The following is a 22,409-nucleotide window of genomic DNA, read 5'->3' on the forward strand; positions in this document are numbered from 1 at the left end:
CAAGAAAGTTTCCATGACAGCATCGGCTCCAGCAAAAACGCAGTATGAGGCAGTGATTGGGTTGGAAACTCACTGTCAACTCAATACAAATACCAAAATCTTCTCTCCTAGCTCGACAAAGTTTGGCGAACCTCCCAACACTCTAATCGACCCCGTTTGTATGGGCTTACCCGGAACGTTGCCTGTATTGAATCAGGCTGTGTTGGAATCCTCGGTAAAAATGGGGATTGCCCTGAATTGTCAAATTGCTCCCTATAGTAAATTCGATCGCAAACAGTATTTTTACCCCGATCTGCCGAAGAATTATCAGATCTCTCAATATGATCTGCCAATCGCAGAACATGGCTTTTTGAACATTGAACTCTACGACAAAGAAACAGGAATCGTCACTCATAAGCGAATTGGTGTGACCCGCCTGCATATGGAAGAAGATGCAGGCAAGCTAGTGCATGGCGGCGGCGAAAGGCTTTCAGGGTCTACATATTCGCTGGTTGACTATAACCGGGCAGGAGTACCGCTGATGGAAATTGTATCTGAACCGGATATTCGCACGGGTCAGGAAGCCGCCGAATATGCTCAAGAAATTCGCCGCATCGTGCGATATTTGGGCGTTGGCGATGGCAACATGCAAGAAGGATCTCTCCGCTGTGATGTGAATATTTCTGTGCGTCCAGTGGGTCAAAAAGAGTTTGGCACGAAGGTAGAGATCAAAAATATGAACTCCTTTAGTGCAATTCAGCGGGCGATCGAATACGAAATTGAGCGCCAGATTGCAGCCGTTGAAGCAGGCGAAAAGCTGGTACAAGAGACGCGACTATGGGAGGAAGGCTCTCAACGCACAATTAGTATGCGGAAGAAAGAAGGGTCTAGCGATTATCGCTATTTCCCAGAACCCGATTTAGGACCGATTGAAGTATCTGCCGCACAATTAGCAGATTGGCGATCGCAACTGCCTGAGTTACCTGCTCAAAAGCGTCAGCGCTACACTAGCGAGTTGGGTTTGTCTGTTTATGATGCCCGCGTATTGACCAACGACCATGCCACAACGGAATATTTTGAAGCGGCGATCGCGGCAGGCGCTTCGGCAAAACTGGCGGCAAACTGGATTATGGGCGACTTGGGTGCTTACCTCAACAGCAATGCCCATCTCAACATAAGTGATTTGCCCCTAAAGCCAGAGAGCTTGGCAGAACTAATTGGGCTAATCGAAAATCGCACCATTAGTAATGCGGCTGCAAAGAATATCTTGCAAGAATTGCTGGCTCAAGGCGGTTCTGCAAAGGCAATTGTGGAGCGAGATGGGTTGGGGCAAATTTCGGATTCAGCTGCACTGGAAAGCGCGATCGATGAAGTGTTGATAGAAAACCCAAAAGAATTAGAACAATATCGGGGCGGTAAAACCAAGCTATTAGGCTTCTTTGTCGGTCAAGTAATGAAAAAAACTGGAGGTCGCGCCGATCCTAAGCTGACGAATCAATTGGTTAGCAAGAAACTAAGCATTTAGCTGGAAGCAAATCATAGCAGGCACTACAGTCCTAATTACATCCTACGAAATGCCTAGATAGCACAGTAATTTAGACAAGAGAGAGATTTCTTTACAAAAACAACATCAATGAGGGGTGTCACCCCCCACCCTTAAGATGGCATACTGTGTTTAGTAGATGCACCCTGATGATAGGGAGAGACGCTTAGCGCCTCTCCCTTTTTTGTTGGGCATCATTGAATTGAGGAATAAATGTCAAAAACTTGCCCACCTTTGGGGCACAGCTTACTCTTTGCTTTGCACGCTCTGCTTGTTAAGGTGTTTTGCGACCGGGGCTATGTCTCTCAAAAACTAGCCCTTCAGCTATGGCAGAATTCCAGCATCCAACTGATCACTAAGCTCAAATGGAACATGAAGAACCGCCTGATCGTGTTGAGTGATAAGCTGCTGCTGCGCCGACGAGCGATCATTGAATCGTGATTGACCAGCTCAAAAACATTTCTTAGTTGAGCATTCGCGTCATTGTTCTCCAGACAACTGCCTGGTCAACTTAGTATGCGGGTTGATCGCCTGCTGGCACTAACCCAAGAAGCCCTCTCTGCTGATTGATGCCGCTTTGTCTGCTTTTGCTTAAGCCGAACTGACGTTATTTAGCTGCGAACTTGGATTGTTATATGTAGCAAGATCGCTACAACGCCTGATATAGAAGTCTTTTGCCTTGTAGACATGTCTATAATATAGCCAGAAATAAGATAGGCGTTATTTGCTTTACAAAGCCAAAGCTAGGTTGTGAAGAATTACTAAAACCAAGGGTTTTCGGTTTATTGGCTGCTTTTGGACGCGTAGATCCACTCGTAGTGATGGCTAAGATTAAACCGGATCGCTTTTTGCGGCGGTGGTGATTGAAGTGAAGCCAGACAGTTTGGTTGTCACAGGTGCAACGGCTGATAAGCTCCTGCGGTGTTGCATAGGAACATTTTGCTGATCCTCTGGCAAACAAGGAAACACGCCAACATGTTCAGAGATGCCTTCATAAGAGTCAGGATTGCCACGACGGAAAATGTGTTCAGCAGTGCCAGCGCGACTAATCTCGATTTTTAACTGCGGTTTGACAGGGGAATACCCATGTAGTTTGTCTACAGTCAAGCGATAAGGCAAAGTCTTTCTAAAAACAAAAAAGGCGAAATCACCTTAGCGGGCAAATAGTTCTTGAGGCGTGTGGAGTGGACAAGCTGTTCGATTTTGGCCAAGGCAAGCATGATCATTCCTCACCTTTTCGTCCTACCTGCTTTGCCCGAATCGTCGATCGCACCAACTTCACTCGGTAAGGATCAGCATCCTTCTGCCACACCATCCGATGACCCTTCAACTCAGCACAGTGGTCTTCCAGGCACTTCTGCCATCCCCGTTGATCGCGGATCTTTTCCCAATCCTCCAGCAGTCCCCAATCCGCTTCTTGCCGACTCAACTTGGCAAACTTCATATAGAGCGGATAATCCGGCATCACCAGCAAATCCTTTTGGTGCAGCACAGGTGGGTTATCATCTAGGTCATAGTCACGGTAGCTGACGTGCAAATCTCGTAGGTCAACCTGCATAATTGTGCATAGTGCAGGATGAGGATCAGCATCGAACTCTGGGTAAACCAAGTAAGAGATTTTGGGTTTGCGGCAGTGGAACTTGATCACATTTGCCTCTTGAGGACGACCGATCGTGCGCGAGGCACAACCTTCGTAGAGGCGAAGTAAGGGATCGAGCGCTTCGAGCGCCGACACATGCACCCATAGCGAATTCGGCAGCTTTTTCCCAACGGCACTGGCTTGGCAACGAGTGGCGATAAATTCCAGATTGCTGAGGCTTAACAGCATCAGATCTGCTGCTGCACAAGCTTGTTGGTAACCCCCAAATAGGGATTTGATGTCGTTCTGCACGGTTGAGGAAAACTCTCGCAGTTTAGGACGACGGCTGAAATGGCTGAGAGCAAGATACACCAGCAAATCCTGACGGCGCTTGTCGGCGATCGCATCCCATTCTTGAACATTGGTCGCCTGCAAAACCACCTGAAAGGCTCTGCGAAGCGTGCCAAATTCTACTTGTAAGGATGCGAAGTCTTGAGTTTCTTCAGCAGTGGGCAAGCGCCCGCGATCGCTGACAAACGCCATCAGCGGAGCCAACATTTCCTTGTATTCCTCAAAACGCCTGACGCTAGCATTGACTCTGGGTGTGGTGGTGCGCGATCTAAAGCGGGAAGCCCGAAAACTCTGCGCTTGTGCTTCATCCCGAAACACAAAGTAGATACCCAACGCTACCGGAATCGCATCGACTTCCAAAACCTGATCGATATAAACCTTTAATTCCTCTTGCTCGTAATTCTTCTGAAATGTATTGCGGCGTGTAATGACCCCATCGTTGTACATCACCGTGCCTCGGATGCGGTCTTCGACCAACACCTGTGCTGAAACAATCAACACTTTTTGGGTCAGCGCCCAAGCATTAATGAGTGCCTCTCGCCGTTCTAGCGGGTTCTCGATGACGTTGATGACGTAGCCCAGATTAACGACATCAGCAGAGACACAAGGCGTGTTGGTCTGATAGTACGGGTCCCAGCCAGAACCAGAAAAGCCTTGCTCTGCGATACGCTGAACATCGCCGCCATATCCACAGCCATAGTCAAAGAATGTGGTTTCTGGCGTAAAAAGCCCTACTTCTAACGCTGATCGCACAGGTTTAGAAAGAGCGGTACGAACGAGAGCAGCTTTGTGGCGATCGATCGTAGGTGGCGTGCGATTAGATAAAGTGGCAAGCGGACAAGCCAGTTGATGCCCATGCAGTTCAATCTTGTGAGCTTCTAATCGCTGCTGCCAGCCGAAGCGTGTCCCAATCTCACGAGAGTTGTTCAACAGACCCAAGCTATCTTGCTGCCGCGTCAGTTCAGCAAATTTGCTGTAGAGAGGATGCGTGGGTGCGACAAAGGTTTCTTTACGATGGAGCACGGGTGGATTTTTGCGGCTCTGGTAGTCTCGATGACTCGTTTGCTTCGTGCTGAGATCGACTTGAATGCTCTGCTGGAGCACAGGATGGGGATCAGCTTCAAAATCTGGATAGAACAGGTAAGAGATTTTGGGTTGAACCGTGCTGAATTTGATTAATGTTGGAGCGATCTGTTGTTGAAGAGAGCATCGGGCAGATTGCTCGTAAATTTGCAGCGTTGGGTCGAGATCTGATAGGGCAGAGACATGAATGTAAAAAGCCCCTGGTAGCCGCTTACCGATGGAACTGCGATCGCAGCACATTACCATGTCAGCGAATTGCTGCTTAATCCCTTCTGAAGTGCACACTATCAGTTCTACGCTGTCCATAAAACTCACCCAGTCGCTGAAAACAGCATAGAACATTAGTCTATTTGGAGAGCAAAACGAGTTTAAGTAAAATTCTACTAAAGCAGAATCTAATAATTGTTTGGTGTACAAAACGCTGACTTCAGCATCTTGACGCTACATCCAGTGAGAGCCAAAAATTTCTGCTATGGTTAGAAGCCACTGGGAGGACAAGAGCGCGATGAGAACCTTAAGTTTATTTGAGGAAGAGCGTCTAACGTTGCCGAAAAGCATTGAGCTATCGGTGGAATCGTTGCGTCACTATGGCTCTTTCTACAAACACTGGGCGATCGCCTTTTCTGGTGGAAAAGACTCATCTGCAACCGTCACACTCGTCGCCCATCTGATTGAAACAGGGCACATCCCCAAGCCCGAAAGCTTAACTATTCTGTACGCTGACACTCGCCAAGAGTTGCCACCGCTCCATACGAGTGCGCTCAATATTTTGGCTGCCTTGCGAGATCGCCTTCAACCCCTATTCAACGAAGGCTGTTTTGTGACTCATGTTGTTTTGCCTGAATTGGATCACCGCTATTTTGTCTATATGTTAGGTCGAGGTGTACCGCCGCCCTCGAACACGTTCCGCTGGTGTACGCCCAAGCTGAAAGTGATGAGCATGGAACGGGAACTGGAAGCGTTGCGTCAGGAACGGGGTGAAAAATTCTTGATGCTGACGGGAGTGCGAGTTGGCGAAAGTGCTGCTCGTGATCAGCGCATCGCTGTTAGCTGTACGAAAGATGGCGGTGAGTGCGGACAGGGCTGGTTTCAGCAATCAACCTCCAATGCGATCGCGGATACATTGGCTCCGATCGTTCATTGGCGAGTCTGCCATGTGTGGGATTGGCTACTTCACGCCGATTTAGAACTAGGCTTCCCAACGTTTGAAATCGCCAGAGTGTATGGGCAAGATGTGAGCGATGGCGAGGAGCCGATCAATGCCAGAACGGGTTGCATTGGCTGTCCCCTTGTACAGAGGGATGCAGCACTCGATCGCGTCATTGCTCAGCCGGAGTGGGCATACCTGAAACCTTTAGAGAAGCTACGACCATTATATTGGGAAGTTAAAAAGCCGCAGTATCGCCATCGCAAGCATGGAGAGGTCAATAAAGATGGTTCGCTGGCAGCTAAACAGAACCGCTTGGGCCCCCTGCATATGGATGCTCGTCGTTGGATGCTAGAACAGGTTTTGGGCATTCAGGCAGAGGTGAACCAGGCGACGCGTGCGCTCGGCAAGCCAGAACTTAGCCTAATCAACGACGAAGAACTCGCACGGATCAAAGAACTGATTGCAGCAAACACCTATCCTGAAAAGTGGGATGGAACGGAGCCGAAAGGAAATGAATGGTTGCCGGAAATCCTATCAGATGGCAGTATTCAACCATTATTATTTAATGAATTGTGATTGAACGCGGTAGCAACTTATGGAAAAACGAACGATCGCTCAAGCTGTAGTTGAAGTGTTACGAACCGCTAAACAACCTATGTCCTCGACTGAGATTACGCAGGTTATTCTCGATCAGAAGCTGTACGAATTTAGTGCTAAAGATCCTAAAAGTATTGTTCGTGGAGCTATAGAGCGACGGTGTGAAGATCTGAATAGGAAAGATTCAATTGATCCTAAGTACTTTAAGAAGATGTCAGATGGCAAGTATGGACTGAAAGATAAATAACCCTCAGTCATGACTTGTTGACCTTGATTTCTACGACCTATAAGTCTGTCAGGCTAGGGGACTTTTCTTATGAAATCTTCAATCTTTTTAAGAGTAGGATCACCTGCAAGATAACCAATTCCTCGATGTAAGTGCAGGCGAAATTGAGTTGCTAAAGTTTCTCGATCGTTCCCTAAACCGTCACTATGACAGCGTTGTTTAAGAGCAATGAGGAGCATGTCAGCAATTTCGCCACCGAAGATTTGCCAGGTCATTTCAACATTGCTATCGGCTGGGATAGGAACTGGAGAAGGCGGAGTGGGTTCCGCTAGCGATCGACAGAGTGCCCAACGGCAAAGGATATTCCACTGATCAATTTTTGTGACACGCTTGAGTTTAATGAGTTGGTCTTTAGCTGTTTGAGAGAGTTTGATGCGTTCGATTGGAGGTTCCATAGGGGGGACATTATTAAGGTTTTTCGTTGTTGAAGGAGAAGTAGCCAGGTGTAATGGTGGTTTGCTGTTTTGTTGAGTCGTATTGGAGCAAATACTCACGGGCAATCATTTCCTTACGCCTTAGATCTTGTACCTCGTTTTGCCCGATTTCAGTATCGGTAGAGAGCAAAATCATTTGATGGCTGGCATTGGGGAAATATTGTTCAATGAGGTTAAGGCGGTGGCTGGAGTCGAGGCGGCTAAGGGGAGTATCGATCGCGATAGGCAATTGACGGTTGCTGACACTTGCCAACGCCCAGAGAAAGGCGATTGCTAAAAGCTGCTTTTCTCCAGCAGAGAGCCGATGTTTTGGGATAGGTTGCCCTTCGGTGTCGTAAAGAGTGAGGCTGAATGTTTGCTGATCGACCATAATGCGGTGAGTCAGGCTGGATTTATGCAGCAGGCAGCGGAAATAGTTTGTAATGTTGGATTCGAGGTCGTTGAGTTTTTGTAGTGTCAGGCGAGATTGAAAGGCTTGCAGGGTTTGTTGGGCGCGGGTTGCAGATTTGAGGAAGTCATCGGTATCTTTTTGATCAAGGTGCTGCTCGCCGTAGCGTTTTAGGTCAGCTTTAGCAGCTTCGATATCCTGTCGTAGCTTTATACAGTGACGTTTACTGAGTTCGACCTTAAAAAGGCCTTCTTCATAGCGAAGTTGTGCTTGATCTCGATAGGAGCGAAGGCGATCGTAATCTTCAGGTGAGGGAGCTGCTCGGAGTTTGAGGGTAAGAGCTTCAATTTGGGTATTTAGGGCTGTGAGGTGGTCGAGTTGGGTCTGAGCCAGTTGAATTTGAGTAGGAAGCTGATGCTGTAGAATTTGGCTCAATTGCTCTAGGGTCTCAGGATCAGCATCAAGCCAGGATTCAGTTGAAGTGGCTTCTATCAGGTTTTGGTTTTCTTGCTGAAGAAAAGCTTCAATTTTCTGAGTTTTAGCAGGACTAAGGTTGAGGGTTTGAATCAGGTCGAGGAGGCGTTGGTCGTGTTCTGCAATTAGATCACGAGCGGCTTGTGCCTGCTGACGACGGAGTTCGGCGCGTCCTTGTTGATGGGCAGATTGCAATAAGGGTTGAACGATCGCCAGAGGACGCAAGTCGGCGGCAAGGTTCCGTAGGTTTTGACGGTGGTGTTCGGCTTCAGCCCGGATGTGTTGAAGCTGGCGATCTATTTCAGGCGCAGATTCGGCAAGGCTTCCGCCTTCTGCCTCAAATTGAATTTGAGCTTCCTGAAGGTTGGCATCTGCCGCTTCAAGTTCGTCATCGAGCGTCTCAAGCCGCTTTTCCTCGGCTTTCAGGTCAGTTCTTTGCTGATCGAGTCGCTGGGCGATCGCTTCCAGCATTTGGCGATCTTCATCTTTGGCAAGTTCTCGCTGTTTCTGGTTAATCAGAATTTCGAGGTGGCTGGTGAGGCGATCGGGAAGTTCGAGTCCGAGGACGGCACGAATGGCGGTGGCGACGCTGGGGGGTGGCGTGTCTTGCGCTGCCAGTTCTTTGATCTGTTCGCCATCAAAGAGGAAAAGGTTTGAAAGTCCGAGAGGGAGCCAGCTTTCGACCCGTTCGTCCCAAGTTTCGGTGAGGGTGCGATCGTCCCATCCATCGAGAAAGATCTGGAGTTTGTCTTTGCCTTTGAGATTCCAGGTGCGCTGCACACGAATTTCGGCAAGTTTGTCGATGTTGCCTATGCGGATGACGTGTTGAAAGATGAGTTCGATCGTGGCTACTGCATCTGCACCTGCATGGCTACAGACACACTGGCTGAGAAATTCACTGTAGGATTGGGTCTTCTTGCGGCGCTCGATCTGGGCGCGTTGTCCGTAGAGGGCGAGGCGGATGGCATCAATGATAGTGGTTTTGCCGCCACCATTTAAGCCACCAATCAGGATAATGGGACGGGTTTCCTCAGTTGTGGTTTCAGGTTGAAGGTTAAGGGTGTGCTGTCCTTTATAGGAGTTGAAGTTTTCAAGGGTGAGTTCTTGAAAAATCACGGGGATGATGCCCCCTTTTTGCCAAACTTCATTGCTGCCCAGTCGTTAGGTGGCTCGGTCACTTCGATGTTGCTCTCTTGGGTAGCTTCAGTCAATTGCTTAACGGCTTCAGCATCACCATCCTGAACGGCTTGTTTTAAGTCTCGATCGCGGTGTGCAACATGAATCGCAGCTTCTTTGTCACGGGAACTGGTATCAAAACATTTTTTTAGGTCTTTGAGAATGCCGGAGCGGTTGGAGGCAAGCTGATATTGGCGTTCGGTATCTAGCAGTTTTGACATCAGTTCAAGATGCATGAAATCGCCTTCGCAGAGTTCTTCAAGTAGCTTCCATTCGTCGTTTCCTAAAAGGGCTTGCTCAGTTTCTGGATGAGAATCGTTGAAGATTTCACCTGTGACTTCTCGATAAATTCGAGGCAAAGAGTCATTAAATTCATGCTTTTCTTCGCGCCAGATTCGTCGAATTTCACTAAGTTCATGCATTGAAATTAGCTTAATATCTTTCATCTCTTGCGGTGCACTTTGACGAGCAAGTTTCTGAGCTTGCAGAACTCGTCTTAACCATTCTTCTCGCCAATATTTTGTGTAAGGCCCTGGAATTGGAATAACTTCTGTTGAGCTTTTGTCTATGTTTCGCTCAAAAAGTTGAACTCTTCCTGTCATTCTTCTAAAGTCACGCCGATCATGATCATCATAGACATCCAGTTCATTGCGAAGATCTAGAAGCGGTTGCATCCATTCTTTCTCCACGTCATTTTGAATCATAGCTGTCATCGATTTGTCTTCACTAATTAACGTACAAACCCAACAGCCAAATCTAGAGTCACCGCAACTTGGAGTCGAAGTATCAATAACAAAAGGACATTCATTATCGGCAGTAGCCCCCCGATACATAGCAAAAAGATCCTTGTTGTTGTGTCCCCAAGGGCTTTGCCATTGCATGAGATATAGCCATACCTCATCGTCCCGCCAGTCTTCTACAGGACTGTAAATGAGCGAACCCGGTAATGGACCCCGATAAAGCAAAGAACCCTTAAATTTCTCACTGCTTTGAGGCGGGAGGCGATCGCTGATATTTCCCACTTCATGCTCTGCCATTACACCTGCACGTCTACTGCTCTCAGCCTTGCGGGTTCCCAAAACAATAATGACTTCGCCAGTTGTACGTACAACGTTATTGATAAAGCGATTGGATGGCCAGATCTTTAGTCTCTCGGTGCACCATCTGAACATATGGCGAGGCGCAGGATATCCTTTACCAATGAGGTTGACCCAAAAGGTATCTTTAACTTCGGGGTAAAGTAAATGAGGCTCGAATGGTAGCTCCTGCTCTTGAGCCGCAGCTCTGATGCGATCGAGCGATTTGCGAACCCACGCAGTCACAATGGGGTTTTCTACGAGCGTATCTGTCGTAAGCACATGGATTGGCTTTGTTCGCCTATGGGCAGGCAGTTCAGCAATTGCATTCCAGACCAATTGCAAAACAGCAGAGGAGTCTTTACCCCCTGAGTAACCAATCACCCAGGGGATTTCATCAAGACAATACAACGCCTGAATTTCCTTGGTCAGGGCTTTGATGTCTTCAATCAGTTCCGGGACAGTCCGGCGATCGTCTTGGGGTACTTCTGGCTGGGCAATCATCGCCAACTTGTCTCCAAGTAAAGGGGCTTCTGTTTATTTTTGTGTAGAAATGCCGTTAGAGGATCTTTTCTCTACAAAGCTTTAGCTTCTACGAACGATGCAGAATGTAGCGATGGAGCAGATGAATGTACTCTCTTGGTTTAACCGTCGGCTGAGACTTACTCCACTCAGTAACTTCTGTAAAGCCGCGACGATGTAGGTCATAGATAATCCCCATAATGCTATCGAGAGAGCCAATTACACAGATTTGAACAGCCTCCCTCTCTATTGAAGACACTGTGTTTATAAGAGAAACATCATTTGCTACTTCTGAGGACATCAGAAAGTCTTTGATAAGCATTGGATTCAGAGTTGAAAAAAAGGTGCAACTTGTTGATCACATTTGTATGTTAGTCATCCATCTGGAATACTGTCAACCATGTGGAAGACATTTGAAAAACCCCCGACCTTTGACATGATCGGGGGCATGGGAAAAGCAGGCAAAGTCTTAAAGCAAGTGCTAGAGGCTCACGACATCAGTCAATATAAGTTAGCGGTCACTCTTGGGATTGGACGCACAAACGTTTATCGCTGGGTTCATGAGAATAGAGATCCATATGCAGAAACTATTGTAGAAATAGTAAGAGCTTTGAAGCAAATTAACACATCTGCCGCCGAGGATTTTGTCAACTTGTACTTAGTCGATGAAATTCAAAGTGAGACTCAACCGGAATGAAGAAGGTTTAAAGCTCTGTTTCAGCAAACATTGGAAAATACCTATAGATTCGGGAGTAGGCTTCAATATCACTTTGGGGTATTCCAGGAAGTTTGACTGCTAAATTATTAAGAATTGGAAGTTGAGTGTCTAGGTATCGCAACTCTCTATACGTAAAATTTGGGACTTTGATAAGGTAAGGCTCTGTATGAGTTCTTACAAATTCTAATTGGCTAATCAAACATCTGCTAAATTCCGGCTCCTGACCTCTTGAATATAGAATTCCACCAACGGTTAACATTTTTGCATTATCTTCGTAATGAAAGTTAAATAACTGCCTATATATCAATTTATCATTAGTATCTAAACCGCCATTTCGGTTTACAATTGTCTCCTGTATTTCATTATTTATCACGTCTCTATAGACATTTGCTGTGTTCCATTTATTAAAATCTTTTTCGTCAATTCCAACAGGAATTCTATCCTCACCGACGTTTCTGATTAACTCGTTAAATCGATCCCCCACGGGAGCAGGTTCTGCGTTAACAGAAATAGCTATTACGCTACCAGAACATGCACTAGAGAAAACAGTTTTAATGTCAGAAATTACACTTTCATTGAGCTTATAGTCATAATCAAGCCAAACTATCGATTTTGTATCCTTCCATTGCATCGTTGGTAAAATATCATTTGATTCTCCGAAGCAAATTTCAATACACCCAAACGGGCGGTTGAATTCAAAACGCTTTTTATTGTTTGTATCGCGTTCAATACTGTACATTTTCCTAATGTTTAAGGTTTTGTGGAATACATAAAAGTCGGAAAAATATGTCGAGCCGAAACCTATATATTGGTATTGATCTACAGGAGAAAAAATGGACAGGCACCGAAAAGCTTCACCCAGCATTTTTCTTTCTATAGATTTAGCGGGACGAAGAATGTAATTAATTTCTCTGTAGCTTGCTGTCATTCTTCTTCACATTCCATCATCATGTAGTATTCAAATGTCTTCACTCCAACTTCTCCGAGAGTTGGATTACCTCCTAAAGCTTTTTGAACCTTCAAAATTTCTTCTTCTGATTTTGAATACTGAATATTCCTCATCTTTATACGATCTGTATCAGTCGATTCTGGTGGGATAACTGTAAAATTACTCTCACTAGAAATGTGTGTTAAAGGTACTAATTGAGCACTATTAATAAGCTTTTCCAAAGGCGTTAAACTTTCATCGCCTTCTTCTTGATTTCTTTTTTCCTTGGAAAGATTTCCCAAGAATTTAATCACCGGCTTCATCATCTTAGTCATCTCTTCTTTAACTGCTCTGTAACTGGATAAATCAGAATCGATACCGCTTTTTGTAGTATTCCAGGGAAGAAGATCAGGCTGAGTAGACTCAAAAAAAGCAAATCCAATAAATCGAGCATGATCGTTATGAAAACCAGGATTCCCGTTTTCACGCCCCCAACCAGTTACAGGGGATTTATCAGCTCCCAAAACAAGGCGTTCGTTACAAAAAATATTCCACCCTGCCTTACTAGGATCTAGCCTTGTATCTTTTGGATCGAGAGGTTTAGTAATTCCTGTATACAAACGAACTGATACAATTCCTCCATCTCTACTAAGCTGCTTGTATGCAGGAGCAATATGAGGAGATTGTAAAATCTTTATTGGTAGAGGCTTTAGCGGTATTCCATTCAGTACGATTTTCAGCCCTCTTTCAATACTAATTTGATGATCTTCTGTAAGCTCATTTCTAAGCCTCGTCTGATAGTTTACTAAGGATAGCTCCTCTGAAATTCCTTCATACAATTGAGTAACAGTTATTGTCGTACCTACACTAGATATTTCGTTTAAAGAATAGTTTGGATCAACTTCTTTAAAGCGAAAGTCCCAGTTATCTACCTCTTGTGCCCACTGTTCAACATCTTGTTCAACAACAAATCGAGAGCTATTAGTAATAGATTCTATTCCAAAAAATTTACCCAGCTTAAAGATTGCTCTTTTCATACCTACACCAAAGCGACCAATTGAATAATCAGTCATGGGAGTACCTGAAACTCGACCAAAACGAAAGGCATAAGTCCTGGCAATATCTATCGGAATACCACCGCAATTATCACTAATCCTGAACAGATTTTCATTTGCATCAATCTCAATAGCAAGACCTTCATAGCTTCCTATACCTCTTAGACGTTTTGCTCCATCGATACAATTATCAATCAAGTCTGATATGGCACGAGTAAGATCAAGATCCTTTACTAACATATAGATAAAGAATTCTTTTGTAGGTGATGCATTAATTAGATTATTAGAATCTGATGACATAAATACCTGCAAAAGTCTAGATGTTCAAGCTTTAAGGAGGTCTACAAAAACCCTATATCGAGATCATTGGATAAGTCATAGCTTTTTAATGTTAATAGAAGTAACAGTAGTTGCTTTGTGTAATCGACTGAGCCTCTAAGAGCTTCCTGAATAATCTCAAGTCCACCATTAGCATAGCTCTCAAAAATTTCGATTCGCTTTCGTTCCAACTCCTCATCGCTACTTAGAATTTTTGGCTCTTTTGTGTGATTGACGGCTAGAAGATTGATGGTTTGATCGTGTCCCTTAGAAACAAAATGTTCTTGTGGAATAGGATCAGGATCTTTTTTTGATGCTTCTGATACAGGAATGTATTTTCCTCGTTTTGCTCCTAATGCTGCTGCAAATACCATCACATCAACGTAAGTGTGAAACAAACCCGTTGAACCTTCTCCTGCTCTCAGAGCTTTGACCAGTTTGGCTTTATCTTTTGCAACCTTGATGCGGAGGTCTGCCATGTTTTTGTATGGAATGAGACGGTAGATATAAATGTTAACTAACTGTCTTACTTGCTTTCATGGAGTTCTTTTAATATTTCTTCAATTTTGACTTGCAATCCTGGTAGATCTTGTTCAAGAATCATCCAAATTCTTTCTAAATTAACCTTCATATAGCTGTGAATTAGGATATCTCTTAATCCGGCAATTTGTTGCCATCGAATATTAGGATTGGCTTGCCGCAATTCGAGTGAAAGCTGTTTTGTTGCTTCACCAATAATTTCTAAATTTCGGATCACAGCATCTTGTATCATCGGCATATTTAGAAACGCGTCTCGCCCATCAACGGTATAGGCTTGAATCTTTTGAATACAACTCAAGATATCAGTCAGGTAAAGGCTCTCATCTCTCACAACGAGATAGCCTCCTCCAATACCCGATCGCGAATCTTCTCATGCAACGTTTCTGGTTCAGCCACATCCACTTTACGCCCCAACAAACGCTCTAAATCCTGCATTAGGGCAATTTGATCCAACAAACTTCTTCCTGGCTCAATCTCCATCAGAAAATCAATATCACTATCTGGATGCTCTTCTCCACGCGCCACAGAACCAAACACTCGAACGTTAGAAGCCCCATATTTGGCGGCGATCGCGAAAATTTCTGCTCGCTTACCCCTTAAAACATTCCTCAAACTCATTTCCACCTCCACGAATAAAGTTTTCTGTCCGGGCAGATGTCATCTAAGCGAAGATGCAACTCAGCAAATAGGACTGAAGAGATTGTCTCTCCCAGTTGATACTGCCAATTTAATCATCATTCACCTCTTTTGGCTTTGGCTCCCATACTAACCATTGCGGCTCACCTCTACCACTTCCGTCCACTCAAACTCATTCGGGCTTTGCCGCACTAATGGATAGGTTTCCTCATTCAAGACGATCGATTCTGGTTGACAGTCAGGCTTTGCCGAGTTAAACACCAGCACATATTCCTTCCCAATATACGACTCCATCTCCGTTTCCACCTCCCCGCGCCACTGGGTCTTCGTTGCTAACACCACCAACTGATCCGCCAAGGTTGGAATTAGTCGAGCAATCTGCCGCCGATAGTTCTCATCCAAAGTCCCAAACGGCGAATCCATGACGATCGGAAAACTGCTCCTATCCAGCCCGATCAGCGAATGCTTCTTACTCCAATACCGCACCCGCTCAATAATGCTGCCAATAAACGACAGACTGAGAATTTGGTTTTCCCCCGTTGAAGGCGCAACGATGCTCTCTCCATCCGTTAAATTCTCGATTAACACTAGCTCATAATTCTCCGTCAGCTTCGGCACTTGTGTTTTAAACGACACCTGCCGGAAAATCTCTCGCACCTTCTGTTCTAGCACCACCCGGAATTTCTGATCGACCCGCGATCTCACTTGCCCAATCCGCTCGATCGCGTCATCCGCTGCTTTGATCTGCCGCTGAATTAGTGCCTGCTGCTTGCCCTTCGCCTTTAGCTCCTTAATCTGCTTACTCAGATCTGCGATCTCCCCGTCACACCCCTCAATCTCCCGCAACCCATTTTCATCTTCTCGATGCAGATCAATGATCTTCTCCTCGATTTCTTCCAGTCGCTTTTCTAGACCACTGACATTGACATCCTCGTTGCCCTTCAACTGCTCCCGAATGTCGTCAAGCTGGTTCTCTAGCGTCGAAAGATGCCGTCGCAAATTCTCGATGCTGGCTTGCTCTTGTTCCACCTCTGCCCAAAACTCTGGAATCTGCCGTTCAATGCTGTTGACCTCGCCCCCCATATGAATCACAGCTTCCTCAACCTGCTGAATCCCAGAGCGATCAAGCCACGACTCCACCTGTTTCCGGGTTTTCGTGCCCCGTTTTAGTTCAGTTCCGCAAATGCACGTTCCATCTTCTAGCAAATCTTCTACAAACTGCTGTTTGATTCCGGCAGGTAGTTCTCCCCGTTGCCGCAGATCATTCGCCAGATTGCGAAACTGGGCGATCGCATCGGTGAGAAATACCATATAGCCCCGCCCCGATATCGTCCGCCGCAGCTTATCTTCACTACGATCAAGCTGTGCCTGGATTTCCTCTGCCTGTCGCTTCAGGTCATCGCGCCGCTCCTGAATCTGCCCTACCTTATCAAGTTCGCGCAACTGCGCCGTAACTTTCTGCTTCTGCTCCTCAAATGCCTCAAGCTCAGACGCAACTTCTTCTCGTCCAGCCTCCAGTCCAGCCTTTTCCTCAATCAGTTTTTCTTTCTCCGTCACCAGTCGCTTTGTTTCGGGATCACCAATTTCTGCCAGTTCCTTATTCAGCGATCGCTGGGCTTCCTTCAAATGGTTAATTGCCCGATCCAGCACCTCCACGCTCAGCAGTGTCCGAATGGCTTTAGAAATCTCCGATTTGTTTTCTGATTTGACAATGCGATCGATCCGCTCTCCATCAAAAAAGAAGTAGCGATGCAAACTTTCCGGTAAAACCTGCCCAATCTTATCCTCTGGCACCTCTGGAGACTGAACGAGCTTGCCATTAATTTGAAGGGCGAGTTCTTCCCCCTGTTCGATCGACATCTCATCGGAACGCGGCTTTTGAAGGTAGCACGATCGTCTAGCGCGGTAACGGTTGCCATTATGTTCAAATACCACCTCGACCCAGCAATCAACCCGACTGCCCAGAGGGGCTTGGGAGATCGATCGTTTATTAATGTGCTGCTCTGGTGAAGCAAACGCTCCGGTGTGCTGTCCGTATAGCACCCAGGTAAAGGCATTGAGTAGTGTAGTTTTACCTGCCCCGTTGTTGCCATGAATTACGGTGACGCTACGCCCTGCCTGTCCTGCCAGATCGATTTCCACTTCACCCCAAAATTGACGGAAGTTGAACAGCTTCATCGAGAGTAGCTTCATTTCACCGCATCCTTGATAATTTGCAGAATATCGGCTTTAATGCCTCTGGGTCTATCCGAGTGTAAGTTTTCTTTTTCCACTCGAATCACCTCCCGAATAATTTTTTCGACTTCAGGTGGCGCGGTCGTAATCGGTTCTTCAATGTCGTTATAATCCGAAGTCATACTTCACTTAAAGCTCCAACAACTGGTATTTCTCCTGTAACGGTAGCAGTATCTTTCTAGCCTGTCCGCTATTGACAGCTAGATCTGCGAACTCAACAAACCGCTGCAACTCCTTTCGCAGCAAATTTCGCTCGATACTCCAGGATTCCCGTCCCAAATCAGGAGGTATCACAATCATGTCAAACAATTCAGCTCTCTCTTTGCCCGGACTCGGACGCAAAATCCGTCCCCGCCGCTGCACGAACTGCCGAGGATTGCTACTACTCGCCAAAATCACGGCAGTTTGAATGGCTGGAATATCCACTCCTTCGTCTAAGCAGCGAATCGCAACTAATCCCTGTAAGATGCCCTCCATGAATTGGTAGCGAAGCTCCTCTCGTTCTTCCAGGATAGTCTCAGCAGTGTAAGTTTTAACTCGATAGCTTAAATCATCTTGTAATAAAGCCGTAACCGCTGCAATCTGGCGATGGCTCTCTTCAGTCAGTTCATCCTCAACAGAGCCATCGCCACAGTAAAACAAGGTATGACTGGTTTGCAGGCGCGTGGACATAATCTGGCGCAAAGCATCTAGCTTATTGGTGGCTGCTCCCACAATCCGCGCCCGTTGCATCAGCAGCGCCGTTAGTAACTCGTTGTCATCTGCATCGCCTCCGATTCCAATTGCTCGACCAATGCGACCAGTGAGTTCCTCATATCGCTCAATCTCAGGCTCCGTCAACTCTACTAAAACCGGATAGTAAAGATAAGGAACTAACGCTTTAGCGGCGATCGCATCTCTCAAGGTAAACTCTGGCTTTAATACAGAACCAAAGTATTCAAACAATCGCTCCGTGCCTCGCTCATCAAAGTAGCGTTCTGGGGTGGCAGAGAGAGCTAATCGCAGCTTAATCTCTTGAGGCAAGCTGGATTCTAAACGGGTTGCTCCTAAATTATGCGCTTCATCCCCAATGATTAGCGATCGCTTCGGAAAAAATTGCAGTTGAGATTGAAAACTATCTCGAATTAACGTTGCATTGGTCGTAATCACTGTGACAAAGCGTTGATTCCCTGAAAGCACCGCTAGCAGTTGCGATTGCAGTTCTCCTTGCCAGCTTTGCAACGTTTCAAATGCCAGGACTGGCTGCAATCCAAACTTGTGAACTTCTGCTTCCCACTGCGTTACCAAGTGTCGATAGGGACAGACAATTAGCAAACCCTGGAGCGGCTTATTCTGTTGCACACTTTTACGGTATAGCTCAGCGGCGATCGCCAGAGCCGTGATCGTCTTGCCGCTTCCAGTTGCCATCTTCAGCGTTCCCCGCCCTTTATTGGCAAACCAGTTGTCGATCGCCTGCTGCTGGTAAGGACGTAGTTTCAGCCAGGAGGGAACTCTTGGAACTCCGTCTGAAGATGAAGACGAGGTGGAATAGAGACCACTCGGCTCTGACATCCTGGGTTCTGCCAACAGTGGCTCTTGAGGACATAGCTTTAGGAGCGATCGACGAGCCGCTTCGGGAAATTCTAAAACCTCCAGGGTTGGGGTCTGATTCTGCCAGAGCCGCTGGAAGTCCTCGGTCTTTTCAGCAATCCGCTCGTCATCCCCCGATCTCCAAGAGCGAAACACGTCCAAACACTCAAAATTGTCAATTAGTCCACTAGCGCTCTCATTCGCCGATCCTGTAAAGATGACTATGTTGTCATTCGCGTCTCTAAGAATTCCTAATTTTTCGTGATAGATCCCACGCTGACTAGGATCGTGATGCACTGCTAGCTTGATTTCCAACATTCCCTTGCTCAACAGCCATGCTAGATATTCCAGCCGATCAGTGGCAAGTTGGTCTAGTTGCTCCAGTTCATGCAGCAGTAGAGTTGTGATGACTTCTTCTCGTTGCTTAAGTCCCTGAGCGATCGCGTCTGCATCTTCTTGAGACAAATGAGGCGAGGCAATCAGCCGCATTCTGCCGCCAGCTCGAATCAGCGCTGTCATGCCTTTTGCTGCTGCTGCCAATGAGGTGCTGGAAAAGAATCCAACCGCGCGATCGTAAGTCAGCGATCGCGACAGACAAGGGATGTAGAAATCCTCCAGCAAGTTATGGCGATCGCTGCGGTACTGATTGCGAAGATTGAGATCTTTCAGACTCAAGAAGACTGTCCCTAATCGTTCTGTTTCTAGTCTGCCCCACTCCATAGCAAACGGATGCGATGGGTGAAACCGCCGCGCTCAATTTGTCTTCGTTTTTGTTCTACCAACACCGTCTCGCGGTCAATGTCATAGGCTGCCATCAAAGTGTCTATTACTTCACACAGGTCAGCTAGCTCTGTGACCAGATCCATTGGAGTAGCGGCAACGACTTCCTGGGCTTCTTCCACCAGTTTTTCCCGTAGTGCCTGGTGAAATATCCTCCTGGTTCATCGTTTCTACCGCACACTCTCGCCCTGCTGCTTGAATGATTTCGGGGATGAGATCGCGCACTTGATACTAGCAAGTGCAGTAGAACAATCAGTCCTAATGCGTAAACGGTTCAGAACTTAACCCATACGAGTCATCATCAGTATCTCTTGTATAGAGTCTTTCGGAGAGATACTTGAGGATATTTCGTGTCCGATCTAAAGTTTCAACCGGAAAGTTTTCGGTGTGAATGTTGACTGAGCCGTCTTGACCAACCACAAAAACTAAGTCGCCAATGGTAGGTTCTTTGACAATCAACTCGAAGGGAAACCAATTTCCTTGCACCGGGCAGCTCTCTGCAATCTGGCTGAAATCTAAGTAGCATCTATGACGGGCAGGCAAAGCGATTAGTCCTTGCACTTCGCTGTTTAGCAAACCGATTTCCAATATCTGAAAGGGAATTTGCTCGCCTCGGTTGATTGGTCGTTCGCTAGAAATTTCTCCTCGTCTTCTCGCATCTTTCAACTCTCTTTGTAGTATCCAGAGTTCTTTAGCAGACGTTCTTAATGCATCGCAAATCGTTTCTTTGTATCTACGCAAGCTAAATTTGACTTCACCTAAGCGCTCCTGTACAAGACGCTCGACCGTGTAACTTGCTTGAGAAAGAAGGCTCTCTGGTTTTGCCAGAATGTCCCCTGCATCAGCCGTTTGTATCATCAGTTCTCGCATAAACTCAGCGTAAACTTCTTCGATGAGAATACTGTAATGAGCTGATCCTTCAGCTACCGTCTCCTGAATTAGTTCAGTGAGTGTTTGCAGGAGTAATTCCTCTTGTGACAAGACCAAAATGCGCTTCATCACTTCCTGACCTCCGTGATCACGGCATGATAGCTGGTTTCATCTAGAAGCGCTGTGCCGATTAGCAGTCCAATCACAGGTCTGACATCGAGCGAAGTGCAGGCGCTAACGTGCTGCGCCATGCGGAACAATTCTTCTTGAGGCACTTCTTTAATTCTCTCAACGGAGTCAACTGTCGCTTTTGCTTCCGTCATCAGAGTCGTCTTCCGATCCGTACTCACTAAGTCGGGATAGGTATGGTAAGGACGTGCCAGCCTCACCGTGCCTTGGTAAAGCCGCTGACTTAAGATAGCGGCTACGCCTTCTCCAATGGCTCCAATCGCCGACTTCGATGGCTCCAGATGTCGCTCATATCCCTCTTGAATCACTTTCGGAAAAGCAAATTTAATCAAAAATGCTGAAGCTTCTATACGGCTTGAGTCTTAGCATACGCAGCTTATTTCCGATATTTCAAAACATTTGACAATGAAGCGTATATACCAGACAGCAGTCGGTGAAAGACTTTCAGCGTTTTGCCTGGATTTTACTTTAACTAGAGTGACATATGAGGGATATAGTCTTTTCCTATTGGATAAGGTACAGTTTCGGAGATGTTTGCAGCTCCAAAAGAGTTGATAGCAATGAAAGCATATTCTACAGACTTGCGCCAAAAAATCATTGACGTTTACAAAGACGAACCCATCTCTCAACGCCAACTAGCCAAGCGATTTAGCGTGGCAACCAGTTTCATTATCAAACTGCTTAAACAATACCGAGAAACGGGCAGCATTGAGCCAAAACCTCATGGAGGAGGTAAGCCCGCTCAACTGACGCTTGAGCATCATCAAGTGCTTGCCGAATTAGTCGAGGCTACCAATGATGCCACGCTTGCCCAGTTATCTGAGCAATTCGAGGCGAAAGTAGGAATGCGAGTAAGTCGTTCAACGATGGGACGAGCGGTGCAACGCTTAAAGCTCACCGTCAAAAAAAACCTTTCGAGCAACTGAACGAGACCAGGAGCAGGTGCAGCAGGCACGGGTTGAGTTTTGGCAAATGATTACTCAAGTCGAAGCCAAAGACCTAGTATTCATCGACGAAGCCGGAGTAAATCTAGCAATGGCAAGGCTCTATGCCAGAGCCCTTCAAGGACACCGCGCTTACAGTCATCGTCCACAGAACCGAGGAAAAAACCAAACCATCATTGGAGCGCTCACCCTTGATGGCATCATTGCGGCACTGACCTTTGAAGGGGGAACAACCGGACTGGCGTTTCAAACCTTTGTCCAACAGGTGTTAGTGCCAAACCTGTGGAAAGGAGCCTGTGTCGTCATGGATAATTTTAGTTCTCACAAAGTCGATGGCATTGCCCAAGCGATTGAAGCAGTGGGTGCAAAGCTAGTCTATTTGCCCTCCTATTCACCCGACTTTAATCCCATTGAACAGTTTTGGTCAAAAGTCAAAACCATTCTGCGCGCGATCGCTCCACGAACCAAACAAGCGTTAGACGAAGCGATAACTCAAGCATTTGCTCAAGTCTCACTCAAAGATATTCTTCATTGGTTTACTCATTGCTGTTACTGTACCTCACTCAATTGAGAATTGCTATATTGGTCGCCATGTAGAAAAGTCTGGGATACCCTAGCAGCAAGAACGCTCCTCTAGAATAAACGAAGTAGAAGTAGCGCAGTTCTTCCAGTGGACGATACACAATCTGCTCACTCACCTGTCGGATCATGAGGCCCACGTGTTGGAATCAACCTGCAAAGGCGGCAGGGGAGCGTAGGCAGTGATGTGGCCAGCTATTTCCTTCAGAAAGCGCTGCCGGGTATCATGCCGCGAACTAGCAAGTGAAGCCAAGGCAGAAAGCGAATCCGTTAGCTGTAAGCATCTTCGTTCAATCTCGATCTGAATAATCATGTTGAACCGTGATAAGGCAGTCAGTTTTCAGGCAGATAGCTTGAGCAATTAGGGGCTACTAAAGTTCGCCTTGATAGCCTCTTTGCCACCAAGTGAA

24 protein-coding genes are annotated in these 22,409 nt (G+C 46.4%); 6 read left to right on the forward strand and 18 right to left on the reverse strand.

Annotated elements, in window-relative coordinates:
• Positions 1-13 precede the first annotated feature (13 nt).
• Complete coding sequence (gene gatB / locus JOY44_RS01000; RefSeq protein ID WP_171571941.1) at positions 14-1,504, forward strand: Asp-tRNA(Asn)/Glu-tRNA(Gln) amidotransferase subunit GatB; 1,491 nt, start codon at positions 14-16, stop codon at positions 1,502-1,504.
• 231 nt (positions 1,505-1,735) lie between these two features.
• Complete coding sequence (locus JOY44_RS32630) at positions 1,736-1,963, forward strand: transposase (RefSeq protein WP_171571942.1); 228 nt, start codon at positions 1,736-1,738, stop codon at positions 1,961-1,963.
• Positions 1,964-2,353: 390 nt separating this feature from the next.
• Here JOY44_RS32630 and JOY44_RS01010 read toward each other — a convergent pair whose 3' ends face one another.
• Positions 2,354-2,641: a hypothetical protein gene (locus JOY44_RS01010; RefSeq protein ID WP_203031905.1), complete on the reverse strand. Its 288-nt coding sequence runs from the start codon at positions 2,639-2,641 to the stop codon at positions 2,354-2,356.
• Between the two features lie 103 nt (positions 2,642-2,744).
• Positions 2,745-4,841 carry a DNA phosphorothioation-associated putative methyltransferase gene (locus tag JOY44_RS01015; protein ID WP_171573629.1) on the reverse strand — a complete coding sequence of 699 codons (2,097 nt, stop codon included), beginning with the start codon at positions 4,839-4,841 and terminating at the stop codon, positions 2,745-2,747.
• A 199-nt stretch (positions 4,842-5,040) separates the two neighbouring features.
• Between JOY44_RS01015 and JOY44_RS01020 the strand changes: the two genes are divergently transcribed.
• Positions 5,041-6,261: a phosphoadenosine phosphosulfate reductase family protein gene (locus JOY44_RS01020; RefSeq protein WP_171571944.1), complete on the forward strand. Its 1,221-nt coding sequence runs from the start codon at positions 5,041-5,043 to the stop codon at positions 6,259-6,261.
• 19 nt (positions 6,262-6,280) lie between these two features.
• Positions 6,281-6,529 carry a winged helix-turn-helix domain-containing protein gene (locus JOY44_RS01025; RefSeq protein WP_171571945.1) on the forward strand — a complete coding sequence of 83 codons (249 nt, stop codon included), beginning with the start codon at positions 6,281-6,283 and terminating at the stop codon, positions 6,527-6,529.
• A gap of 53 nt (positions 6,530-6,582) precedes the next feature.
• On the opposite strand, the gene dndE is transcribed toward JOY44_RS01025, so the two are convergent.
• The 4 genes from dndE to JOY44_RS01045 form a co-directional block, all read right to left on the reverse strand.
• Positions 6,583-6,963 (reverse strand): DNA sulfur modification protein DndE, encoded by a 381-nt coding sequence (gene dndE / locus JOY44_RS01030; protein ID WP_171571946.1) that lies wholly within the window; start codon positions 6,961-6,963, stop codon positions 6,583-6,585.
• Positions 6,964-6,976: 13 nt separating this feature from the next.
• Positions 6,977-8,980, reverse strand: a complete 2,004-nt coding sequence (dndD, locus tag JOY44_RS01035) for a DNA sulfur modification protein DndD (RefSeq protein WP_171571947.1) — start codon at positions 8,978-8,980, stop codon at positions 6,977-6,979.
• Positions 8,977-10,620: a DNA phosphorothioation system sulfurtransferase DndC gene (gene dndC, locus JOY44_RS01040; RefSeq protein ID WP_171571948.1), complete on the reverse strand. Its 1,644-nt coding sequence runs from the start codon at positions 10,618-10,620 to the stop codon at positions 8,977-8,979. Before dndC ends, dndD begins: the two co-directional genes overlap by 4 nt.
• Positions 10,621-10,708: 88 nt before the next feature.
• Entirely contained in the window at positions 10,709-10,897 is a 189-nt protein-coding gene (locus JOY44_RS01045; RefSeq protein WP_171571949.1) for a hypothetical protein, read from the reverse strand.
• A 141-nt stretch (positions 10,898-11,038) separates the two neighbouring features.
• Here JOY44_RS01045 and JOY44_RS01050 point away from each other — a divergent pair, with 141 nt between their 5' ends.
• The gene (locus JOY44_RS01050) at positions 11,039-11,335 is read left to right on the forward strand and encodes a helix-turn-helix domain-containing protein (protein WP_197984864.1); all 297 of its coding nucleotides are present in this window, start codon (positions 11,039-11,041) and stop codon (positions 11,333-11,335) included.
• 7 nt (positions 11,336-11,342) lie between these two features.
• Here JOY44_RS01050 and JOY44_RS01055 read toward each other — a convergent pair whose 3' ends face one another.
• From JOY44_RS01055 to JOY44_RS01105, 11 genes are all read right to left on the reverse strand, one after another.
• Complete coding sequence (locus tag JOY44_RS01055; protein ID WP_171571950.1) at positions 11,343-12,284, reverse strand: O-methyltransferase; 942 nt, start codon at positions 12,282-12,284, stop codon at positions 11,343-11,345.
• The gene (locus JOY44_RS01060) at positions 12,281-13,639 is read right to left on the reverse strand and encodes an ATP-binding protein (RefSeq protein ID WP_171571951.1); all 1,359 of its coding nucleotides are present in this window, start codon (positions 13,637-13,639) and stop codon (positions 12,281-12,283) included. Before JOY44_RS01060 ends, JOY44_RS01055 begins: the two co-directional genes overlap by 4 nt.
• Positions 13,640-13,680: 41 nt before the next feature.
• Positions 13,681-14,136, reverse strand: coding sequence for a DNA phosphorothioation-associated protein 4 (locus JOY44_RS01065; protein ID WP_171571952.1), 456 nt, complete (start codon positions 14,134-14,136; stop codon positions 13,681-13,683).
• A gap of 47 nt (positions 14,137-14,183) precedes the next feature.
• Positions 14,184-14,528, reverse strand: coding sequence for a DUF86 domain-containing protein (locus tag JOY44_RS01070; RefSeq protein ID WP_171571953.1), 345 nt, complete (start codon positions 14,526-14,528; stop codon positions 14,184-14,186).
• On the reverse strand, positions 14,525-14,815 hold the full coding sequence (locus JOY44_RS01075; RefSeq protein ID WP_171571954.1) for a nucleotidyltransferase family protein: 291 nt from the start codon (positions 14,813-14,815) through the stop codon (positions 14,525-14,527). Before JOY44_RS01075 ends, JOY44_RS01070 begins: the two co-directional genes overlap by 4 nt.
• A gap of 147 nt (positions 14,816-14,962) precedes the next feature.
• A complete protein-coding gene (locus tag JOY44_RS01080; protein ID WP_171571955.1) occupies positions 14,963-17,026 on the reverse strand; it encodes an AAA family ATPase in 2,064 nt (687 codons plus the stop codon).
• The gene (locus tag JOY44_RS01085) at positions 17,023-17,190 is read right to left on the reverse strand and encodes a hypothetical protein (RefSeq protein ID WP_171571956.1); all 168 of its coding nucleotides are present in this window, start codon (positions 17,188-17,190) and stop codon (positions 17,023-17,025) included. Before JOY44_RS01085 ends, JOY44_RS01080 begins: the two co-directional genes overlap by 4 nt.
• Before the next feature lie 7 nt (positions 17,191-17,197).
• On the reverse strand, positions 17,198-19,357 hold the full coding sequence (locus JOY44_RS01090; RefSeq protein WP_171571957.1) for a DNA phosphorothioation system restriction enzyme: 2,160 nt from the start codon (positions 19,355-19,357) through the stop codon (positions 17,198-17,200).
• Complete coding sequence (locus JOY44_RS01095; RefSeq protein WP_281063292.1) at positions 19,339-19,569, reverse strand: nucleoside triphosphate pyrophosphohydrolase; 231 nt, start codon at positions 19,567-19,569, stop codon at positions 19,339-19,341. Before JOY44_RS01095 ends, JOY44_RS01090 begins: the two co-directional genes overlap by 19 nt.
• 106 nt (positions 19,570-19,675) lie before the next feature.
• Positions 19,676-20,416: a hypothetical protein gene (locus tag JOY44_RS01100; RefSeq protein ID WP_171571958.1), complete on the reverse strand. Its 741-nt coding sequence runs from the start codon at positions 20,414-20,416 to the stop codon at positions 19,676-19,678.
• Positions 20,416-20,808, reverse strand: coding sequence for a hypothetical protein (locus tag JOY44_RS01105; protein ID WP_203031906.1), 393 nt, complete (start codon positions 20,806-20,808; stop codon positions 20,416-20,418). Before JOY44_RS01105 ends, JOY44_RS01100 begins: the two co-directional genes overlap by 1 nt.
• Before the next feature lie 228 nt (positions 20,809-21,036).
• On the opposite strand from JOY44_RS01105, the gene JOY44_RS01110 reads away from it, so the two are divergent.
• Positions 21,037-21,991 (forward strand): IS630 family transposase gene (locus JOY44_RS01110; RefSeq protein WP_197984866.1). Its coding sequence is split into 2 segments (ribosomal slippage): positions 21,037-21,371 and positions 21,370-21,991, totalling 957 coding nucleotides; the frame shifts between segments, so codons are not numbered across the junction.
• On the opposite strand, the gene JOY44_RS01115 is transcribed toward JOY44_RS01110, so the two are convergent.
• Positions 21,984-22,139, reverse strand: coding sequence for a hypothetical protein (locus JOY44_RS01115; protein ID WP_203031907.1), 156 nt, complete (start codon positions 22,137-22,139; stop codon positions 21,984-21,986). The two genes, JOY44_RS01110 and JOY44_RS01115, sit on opposite strands and share 8 nt — an antisense overlap.
• Positions 22,140-22,409 lie beyond the last annotated feature (270 nt).

The organism is Leptolyngbya sp. Cla-17 (genome assembly GCF_016807185.1).
Classification (GTDB): Bacteria; Cyanobacteriota; Cyanobacteriia; order Leptolyngbyales; family Leptolyngbyaceae; genus ULC077BIN1.

Coding starts and splice junctions, on each gene's coding strand:
- JOY44_RS01060 (WP_171571951.1), bottom strand. CDS start 13,639: ATGTCATCAGATTCTAATAATCTAATTAATGCATCACCTACAAAAGAA.
- dndC (WP_171571948.1), bottom strand. CDS start 10,620: ATGATTGCCCAGCCAGAAGTACCCCAAGACGATCGCCGGACTGTCCCG.
- JOY44_RS01080 (WP_171571955.1), bottom strand. CDS start 17,026: ATGAAGCTACTCTCGATGAAGCTGTTCAACTTCCGTCAATTTTGGGGT.
- JOY44_RS01090 (WP_171571957.1), bottom strand. CDS start 19,357: ATGGAGTGGGGCAGACTAGAAACAGAACGATTAGGGACAGTCTTCTTG.
- JOY44_RS01050 (WP_197984864.1), top strand. CDS start 11,039: ATGTGGAAGACATTTGAAAAACCCCCGACCTTTGACATGATCGGGGGC.
- JOY44_RS01065 (WP_171571952.1), bottom strand. CDS start 14,136: ATGGCAGACCTCCGCATCAAGGTTGCAAAAGATAAAGCCAAACTGGTC.
- JOY44_RS32630 (WP_171571942.1), top strand. CDS start 1,736: ATGTCAAAAACTTGCCCACCTTTGGGGCACAGCTTACTCTTTGCTTTG.
- JOY44_RS01025 (WP_171571945.1), top strand. CDS start 6,281: ATGGAAAAACGAACGATCGCTCAAGCTGTAGTTGAAGTGTTACGAACC.
- JOY44_RS01100 (WP_171571958.1), bottom strand. CDS start 20,416: ATGAAGCGCATTTTGGTCTTGTCACAAGAGGAATTACTCCTGCAAACA.
- JOY44_RS01055 (WP_171571950.1), bottom strand. CDS start 12,284: ATGACAGCAAGCTACAGAGAAATTAATTACATTCTTCGTCCCGCTAAA.
- gatB (WP_171571941.1), top strand. CDS start 14: ATGACAGCATCGGCTCCAGCAAAAACGCAGTATGAGGCAGTGATTGGG.
- JOY44_RS01015 (WP_171573629.1), bottom strand. CDS start 4,841: ATGGACAGCGTAGAACTGATAGTGTGCACTTCAGAAGGGATTAAGCAG.
- JOY44_RS01075 (WP_171571954.1), bottom strand. CDS start 14,815: ATGAGTTTGAGGAATGTTTTAAGGGGTAAGCGAGCAGAAATTTTCGCG.
- dndE (WP_171571946.1), bottom strand. CDS start 6,963: ATGGAACCTCCAATCGAACGCATCAAACTCTCTCAAACAGCTAAAGAC.
- JOY44_RS01085 (WP_171571956.1), bottom strand. CDS start 17,190: ATGACTTCGGATTATAACGACATTGAAGAACCGATTACGACCGCGCCA.
- JOY44_RS01020 (WP_171571944.1), top strand. CDS start 5,041: ATGAGAACCTTAAGTTTATTTGAGGAAGAGCGTCTAACGTTGCCGAAA.